Raw genomic sequence first — 4,496 nt, forward strand, 5'->3', positions numbered from 1 at the left:
GGTCATGGTCGGGCAATTCCTGGCCGACGGCGATTTCCGCGCGGTCGCCCTGCTCGGCGCTGGCGACTCCTACGGCGAGCTGGCGGTCTTCTCGGGCAGGCCGCGCATCGTCGATGCGGTGTCGCGCGGGTCAAGCAAGCTGCGGCTGATCGGCGCGCGGGCCTTCCTCGAGGCGCTGGGCAATTACCCTGCCTCCACCCGCGCGCTGCTGGCCGCACTGTCGGAGCAATTGCAGGAGACGCTATCGCTGCTCGCTGGCTTGCGCCGCGGCACCAACCCGGCGCGCATGGCCGGGCTGCTGGCGACCATGGCGGGAGGCATGCCGGGTCCGGCGAGCGTGGCGGTGACCCAGCAGGAACTGGCCGACCTGCTCGGCGTCACGCGGGCCACCGCCAACGCCGCGCTCGGCGAGCTGCAAGGCCGCCGCCTGATCGAGCGCGGCTATCGCACGATCCGCATCCCCGATCGCGACCGGCTGGCGCTGGCCTCGCTCGACTGAGATCTAGTGAATTTGCTCCAGCGTCGCCCCGGCGCATTTTTCGGCGGTGGCGGCATCGTCGCCGCCGTCGAGATAGGCCACCGCGACAAAGCCCAGCACCACGATGGCCACGAAGCCGATCGTGACCAGGCCCAGGTACTTGTCGATGAAGCGCTTGATCGGCGCGCCGAACATGCGGAACAGCACGCCCACGATCATAAAGCTGATCGAGCGGCTGACAATGCTGGCGAGGATGAAGGGCACCAGTCCCATGCCGATAAAGCCGGCGGTGATGGTCAGCAGCTTGAACGGGATCGGCGTGGCGCCCTTCACGATCAGGATCTCGACCCCGTATTCGCGCAGATAGCAGGCCGCGACGGGGAAGCTTTCGGTCAGGCCCAGCCAGCGCAACAGGTCGGCGCCGATCGTGTCATAGAGGCCCCAGCCGATCGCATAGCCCAACATCCCGCCCAGCACCGATGCGATGGTCGCCACCGCGGCGAAGCGCACCGCCTTCTTCGGTTCGGCAAGGCACATCAGCCCCAGCAGCGGATGCGGCGGCACGGGGAAGAAGCTCGCCTCGATGAAGCTGAACATCGCCAGCCACCACACGGCATGCGGGTGCGCCGCCTTCTCCAGCGTCCAGTCGTAAAGCCTGCGCAGCATGTCCGATGCAACCCCATCCCGTCATTGCGAGCCACCCGGCGGGCGCCGGAGTGCAACCGCGGCAGTAGATAATCGCCTTGCGGTTGGCAATCATCTCATGAATAACCTATTTGGTACTTTTTTATTGACATCGTAACGCTGATTGGTTAGCAATACGGAACATCGCGATAGTGTGATTCGAACGGGCGGCCCGGCAGCGGGACCGCCCTTTTTCGTCTCCGCCATCGGCAATTTCGCCAAGTTCCGGGAGGCACTCCATGACAGACGAAGCAGCGAGCGACCGCCCCTGGTGGGAAAGCGCCTTCATCGAAGGGCTCAAGCAGTTCGGCAAGGTTACCGCCGCCGCCGAGGCGACGGGCATCACCACTAGCGGACCTTACACCCGCAAGAAGAAATGCGGCGCCTTCAGCCGCGCATGGGACGAAGCCCTCGAAATCTTCGCCTTGAGCGGGCGCAAGGCGGGGAACCAGAGCGCGGCGCAGCGCAAGGACGAGCAATGGAAGAAGGTCTTCCTCGAAGAGCTGGCCGAAACCTCCAACGTGACTGCATCCGCCGCGAAGGCGGGCGTCCCCACGAGCGACGTCTATCGCAGCCGCCGCGCCAATCGGGACTTCGCCGCCCAGTGGCGCGCCGCCCTGTTCGAAGGCTATGCCAACCTCGAGATGGAGGTGCTCGGCTATCTCCGCGATCCAGCTCCGGCACGGAAGATGGACGTGGCGGTGGCCCTGCGCCTGCTGGCCGCGCACAAGGAGACCATCGCGAAAGAACGCGCACAGCGGGCCAATGTCAGTGCCGCGCAGGTCCGCGAAACGATCGAACGCAAGGTCGAGGAACTGCGCCAGAAGGTCGCGGGCCGGGATATCTCTCCGGCATGAGCAAGCCCCTGTCGCGGCCCGGCGTCTGGGCGCGCCTCACCCCGACGGAGCGCGAGGCCTTCGTCAACAGCCTCACGCAGGAAGAGCGTGACGCCTTCATGGTCGACTTTCGCACTTACGCGCACGAGGGCCAGCTGCCGTCGGACACTGCCTGGTACATCTGGCTGGTCATGGCGGGTCGCGGTTTCGGCAAGACCCGCGCGGGGGCGGAATGGGTCCGCTTCACGGCAGACAATCTGCCCGACGCGCGCATTGCGCTGGTCGCAGCCAATCTCGGCGAGGGCCGCGCTGTCATGGTCGAGGGAGAGAGTGGCATATTGGCCTGCTGCCCTCCCGAAGCCGCACCCGACTTCGAGCCGTCGCTGCGGCGGCTGACATGGCCCAACGGCGCGCAGGCGACGCTCTATTCGGCTGCCGAGCCGGAGAGCCTGCGCGGCCCGCAGCACAGCCATGCCTGGTGCGACGAGATCGCCAAATGGCCCGGAAGCAACGAACGGGCTTCGCGCGCCTGGGACAATCTGATGATGGGCCTGCGCCTTGGCGATGATCCGCGCATCATGGCGACCACGACACCGCGCGCGGTTGCGCTGATGCGCCGCCTGCTCGACCCGGCCCGGACGCAGGGGCTGGAACTGACCCGCGGCACCACGCGCGACAACGCCGCCAATCTGCCCGAGAAGTTCCTCGGCGCAATGGACGCGCATTATGGAGATACCGCCTTGGGCCGGCAGGAGCTCGGGGGCGAGCTGCTCGAGGATATCGAGGGCGCGCTGTGGACCCGCTCGCTGATCGAGCGGTGCCGCGAACCCGTGGCGGGGGACAGCTTCACCCGCGTGGTGGTGGGCGTCGATCCGCCTGCCGGCGAGCGCGGCGACGAATGCGGCATCGTGGTCTGCGGGCTGGGCGCGAGCGGGGTGGCACAAGTGCTCGCCGATTGCTCGGTCGCGCAAGCCTCGCCCGAACGCTGGGCCCGCGCGGTCGCGGTGGCGGCAAGCACCTGGAATGCCGACCGCGTGGTGGCGGAGGCGAACCAGGGCGGCGCCATGGTCGCCAGCGTGCTGCGCGCCGCCGAACTGTCGCTGCCACTCAAGCTGGTCCACGCCAGCCGCGGCAAGGCCGCCCGCGCCGAACCGGTGGCCGCGCTCTACGAGGCCGGCCGCGTGCGCCACGCGGGCATGTTCGCCAAGCTGGAGGACCAGATGTGCGGGCTGATGGCGGGCGGCGGCTATGAGGGTCCGGGGAGATCGCCTGACAGGGCCGACGCGCTGGTATGGGCGCTGAGCGAATTGATGCTGGCGAGGAGCAGGAGGCCGCGGGTTAGGAGGTTGTAAACGCAAGATATTCATGCACGGCCACTTGGAGTCGCGGAGCAATCAACTTGGACAACGATCCCGATACGAGTATCGCCGAGGATCTCAAACAATTAGCAAAGTATCTATTCACCTTCACTGGGCGGACTCATCGGTTAGATTTTTTCGTCTGGTTGGTGGTTATGCAGCACGTCTCCCTCCAAACCCAGGAGCTGGCGAGTCCTTTTTCATACTTTGCCAAGATCGGCATTGCCCTCCTGGTAGTCCCCGCGCTTGGGCGGCGTCTGCACGACTTCAATTGCAGCGGCTGGTTCGCCTTGATCCTACCGGCCCTGATCGGTCTGCGCATATGGGGCCAGTTCCAACACGATGTTGGGCTTCTGCCTACCTCTGAATTGGTCTGGCCCTACAACGCACTCTTTGCGTCATTTGCCATTGCGATCTGGGTCATCGCACTCTGGCCGGGCACGAAGGGTCCGAACCGCTTCGGCCCGGACCCGCGCGTCGTGGAAAGTCTTGCCGAAAGCTGATGGCGTGAGGCCGCGGATCGTCAACTTGTGATCCGCTAGCAACGATCGGTCCGGGTTCAATTCGTCGATTGGATGCCGCCCCTTCGCATCGACAGCGATCTCGTCACCCCGGAACAAGTCCGGGGTGACTGAAAACAAAGAACAATCAGCACAACCGAAAGGCATCCCATGTCCTTCCTCACCACCCTGGTCTCCGCCTTCAAGGGCGGGGCGATTTCGCACGTGCCGCTTACGCGCGGCTATATCTCGCCGTGGACAACGAGCTTCGAGAGCATCCCCGGGCGCGCGCCGTTCGATTATCCCGCTGCCGTAGCCGAGGCCTATCTCGCCAATCCGGTCGCGCAGCGCGCGGTGCGGATCGTGGCGGAGGGGGTTGGCGGCGCGCCGCTAAGCTGCGCCGATGCGCGGCTGGCCAGGCTGATCGCCTGCTCCTGCGGTGCACAGCCGCTGCTCGAAGTGCTCGGCGCGCAACTGGCGCTGCACGGCAATGCCTATGTCCAGATCGTCAAGGACGGCGCAGGCACGCCGGTCGAGCTGTTCCCGCTGCGGCCCGAACGGGTGCAGGTGCTGGCGGGCGAGGATGGCTGGCCCACCGCCTATCGCTATGTCCTGGCCGATCGCACGCTGACCATCGCGC

6 protein-coding genes are annotated in these 4,496 nt (G+C 66.1%); 5 read left to right on the plus strand and 1 reads right to left on the minus strand.

Translation table 11 applies throughout. The annotated features are described in order from the left end of the window. The coding region (locus AAFM29_RS04275) for a Crp/Fnr family transcriptional regulator (protein WP_341711576.1) at positions 1 to 499 on the plus strand (499 nt) is incomplete at its 5' end. Positions 500 to 502: 3 nt separating this feature from the next. Here the strand turns inward: AAFM29_RS04275 and AAFM29_RS04280 are convergent. Beyond that, a complete protein-coding gene (locus AAFM29_RS04280) occupies positions 503 to 1,144 on the minus strand; it encodes a YqaA family protein (RefSeq protein ID WP_341711577.1) in 642 nt (213 codons plus the stop codon). A gap of 257 nt (positions 1,145 to 1,401) precedes the next feature. On the opposite strand from AAFM29_RS04280, the gene AAFM29_RS04285 reads away from it, so the two are divergent. The 4 genes from AAFM29_RS04285 to AAFM29_RS04300 all read left to right on the plus strand — a co-directional run. Next, positions 1,402 to 2,019 (plus strand): hypothetical protein, encoded by a 618-nt coding sequence (locus AAFM29_RS04285; RefSeq protein ID WP_341711578.1) that lies wholly within the window; start codon positions 1,402 to 1,404, stop codon positions 2,017 to 2,019. Next, a complete protein-coding gene (locus tag AAFM29_RS04290) occupies positions 2,016 to 3,350 on the plus strand; it encodes a terminase large subunit domain-containing protein (protein ID WP_341711579.1) in 1,335 nt (444 codons plus the stop codon). The genes AAFM29_RS04285 and AAFM29_RS04290 overlap by 4 nt, the downstream gene beginning before the upstream one ends. A 47-nt stretch (positions 3,351 to 3,397) precedes the next feature. Then, on the plus strand, positions 3,398 to 3,859 hold the full coding sequence (locus AAFM29_RS04295) for a DUF805 domain-containing protein (RefSeq protein WP_341711580.1): 462 nt from the start codon (positions 3,398 to 3,400) through the stop codon (positions 3,857 to 3,859). A gap of 168 nt (positions 3,860 to 4,027) precedes the next feature. Then, a partial coding sequence (locus AAFM29_RS04300; protein WP_341711581.1) for a phage portal protein occupies positions 4,028 to 4,496 on the plus strand: 469 nt, incomplete at its 3' end.

Origin of the sequence: Erythrobacter sp., from assembly GCF_038133525.1 — a bacterium.
In the GTDB taxonomy this organism is placed as follows: domain Bacteria; phylum Pseudomonadota; class Alphaproteobacteria; order Sphingomonadales; family Sphingomonadaceae; genus Qipengyuania.

What these genes read in the sequence shown, in the direction of transcription:
- AAFM29_RS04285 (WP_341711578.1), top strand. Translation starts at nt 1,402, where the DNA reads ATGACAGACGAAGCAGCGAGCGACCGCCCCTGGTGGGAAAGCGCCTTC.
- AAFM29_RS04290 (WP_341711579.1), top strand. Translation starts at nt 2,016, where the DNA reads ATGAGCAAGCCCCTGTCGCGGCCCGGCGTCTGGGCGCGCCTCACCCCG.
- AAFM29_RS04280 (WP_341711577.1), bottom strand. Translation starts at nt 1,144, where the DNA reads ATGCTGCGCAGGCTTTACGACTGGACGCTGGAGAAGGCGGCGCACCCG.